Source organism: Variovorax sp. P4_D9 (assembly GCF_056401695.1).
The window spans coordinates 1-2,160 of record NZ_JBFUIU010001177.1 but is presented as its reverse complement, the minus strand read 5'-3'; the positions used below and the strand labels follow the sequence as shown (position 1 = coordinate 2,160).

Annotated in this window: 3 protein-coding genes; all 3 read left to right on the top strand. The window is 62.5% G+C overall.

Annotated elements, in window-relative coordinates; all coding sequences use genetic code 11:
• Positions 1–287, top strand: a 287-nt coding sequence (locus AC1DY5_RS52600) for an ABC transporter permease subunit (RefSeq protein ID WP_478122180.1), incomplete at its 5' end; no start/stop codon positions are given.
• Between the two features lies 1 nt (position 288).
• Positions 289–1,272, top strand: coding sequence for a branched-chain amino acid ABC transporter permease (locus AC1DY5_RS52595; RefSeq protein ID WP_478122179.1), 984 nt, complete (start codon positions 289–291; stop codon positions 1,270–1,272).
• Positions 1,269–2,015, top strand: a complete 747-nt coding sequence (locus tag AC1DY5_RS52590) for an ABC transporter ATP-binding protein (RefSeq protein WP_478122178.1) — start codon at positions 1,269–1,271, stop codon at positions 2,013–2,015. Before AC1DY5_RS52595 ends, AC1DY5_RS52590 begins: the two co-directional genes overlap by 4 nt.
• Positions 2,016–2,160 lie beyond the last annotated feature (145 nt).

Genomic DNA, 2,160 nt, shown 5'->3' with positions numbered 1-2,160 from the left:
CCTTCGCACTCGGTGGCGGTCTCGCAGGCCTGGGCGGCGCCCTGTCGGCCAACTTGCTGAGCCTCGATCCGAACTTTCCCCTGCGCTACCTGGTTTATGTGCTGATCGTCGTCTCGGTCGGCGGGATGGGGAACATCTTCGGCAGCCTGCTGGCCGCGCTGCTGATCGGCGTGGCCGACGTGGTGGGCAAGTATTACGTCCCCGAGGCCGGTGGCCTCTTCATCTACCTGCTGACCGTGCTCATCATGATGTGGCGTCCGCAGGGATTGCTCGGTCGAAGGATTTGACATGACGCGTCCCGACATTGCGCAGTATTTCACTGCGCGCACAAGCTGGAGCCGTTGGGAGTTCGCCTTCTGGGCAGCCTTGCTCGTGCTGTTCTTCATTCCCAACAGCAACCTCGTCCTGCTCTCGCAGATCCTCATTTGGGGACTCTTTGCACTCTCGCTGGATCTGCTGCTCGGCTACCGAGGTATTCCATCGCTCGGCCATGCCGCCTTCTTCGGGATCGGCGCATACACCGCCGGGTTCCTCGGCAAGTACGGCTGGACCGAGCCAATCAGTGGGCTCCTCGTGGCCGGCCTGGTGGCAGGTTTGGCAGGCCTGGCCACGGGTCGTATCGTCCGCGGCCTGCACGGCATCGGGCTGCTGATGGTCACGCTTGGACTGAACATGATCCTGTTCGACTTCGTGCACCGCTCGACAACCTTCACTGGAGGTGACGACGGGCTTCAGGGCATCGAGATTGCTCCGGTGCTTGGACAGTTTCGTTTCGATATGGTCGGGCGAACGGCCTACGTCTATACCTTCGTGGTCGTCCTGGTGTGCTTCCTGGCGGTCCGAGCTCTTGTGAAGTCCTCCTTTGGGCTGTCGATGCTGGGGGCGAGAGAAAACACGCGCCGAATGATGATGCTCGGAACGCCGATCGAACGCGATGTCACCGTGGTGTTCGGCATCTCGGCTGCCTTGGCGGGAGTCGCCGGTGCGCTGCTCACACAGACGACGCAGTTTGTCTCGCCCGAGGCGATGGCATTCACCCGTTCCGCTGACGTTCTGGTGATGCTGGTGATCGGTGGCGCCGCCGTACTGTACGGCGGATTCATCGGGGCGGCGGTGTTCATGCTGTTGCGGGACCTGTTGTCTTCATACAACCCGATCTACTGGTACTTCTGGATCGGCTTGCTGCTCGTGCTGATCGTGGCGACGTTCCGCAAGGGAATTCTTCCGACCTTCATCGGCCGCCTGGCACTGCGTCGCGAGGCCCGAGCATGAGCACAGATACCGTTCTCGAGACTTGCGATCTTCGGATGGCCTTCGGCGGGCTGAGGATCTTCGACAAGCTCAACTTCTCCATGCGTCGCGGCGAAAGGCATGCTGTCATCGGCCCCAACGGCGCTGGCAAGAGCACTTTCGTCAACCTGGTGACCGGGCTGCTGACGCCCACCGACGGCAAGCTGCTGCTCGAAGGTCGTGACGTGACGTCCACAACGCCGCAACAGCGAGTGCATGCCGGCCTGGTGCGAGCGTTCCAGATCAACACGCTGTTTCCGACCCTCAATCCACTCGAGTCGGTAGTCCTGGCGCTGTGCCAGCGCGATGGCGTGGCCCGGCCGTCCTGGCGCCCGGTAAGCCGGATGACAAAGCAGATCGATGAGGCGTCGGCACTGCTCCACCGATTCGGCCTGCTGGGTTCGGCGCTTACGCCAACGCAGACGCTCGCCTACGGCGAGCAACGGGTGCTCGAGGTGGTACTTGCGTTTGCGATGAAGCCGCGCGTGCTGCTGCTCGACGAACCCGCGGCAGGTCTGTCGACGACGCAAGGGGTGGCGCTGTTCGACCAGCTTTCGAACCTGGCGGGAGAAACGACGGTCCTATTCATTGAACACGACATGCATCTGGTGTTTCGTTATGCAGACAGGGTGTCGGTGTTGGCTGGGGGCGATCTGATTGCGCAAGGAACCCCCGACGAAGTTCGCGCGGATGAGCGTGTGCGAAAGGCCTATCTTGGAAGCTGAACTCAAATCCAGGCCGGAGGCGACCTTGAAAGGCACTCTTCCCTCCGCCACCCCCGCCCCGACGTCCCTCGCAACCGGCGGGCCCGAAGCTCTCCTGGACCTGCGCAAGGTATGCGCTGGATACGGGCCGGCGCGTGTGTTGCAC

What these genes read in the sequence shown, in the direction of transcription:
- AC1DY5_RS52595 (WP_478122179.1), top strand. Translation starts at nt 289, where the DNA reads ATGACGCGTCCCGACATTGCGCAGTATTTCACTGCGCGCACAAGCTGG.
- AC1DY5_RS52590 (WP_478122178.1), top strand. Translation starts at nt 1,269, where the DNA reads ATGAGCACAGATACCGTTCTCGAGACTTGCGATCTTCGGATGGCCTTC.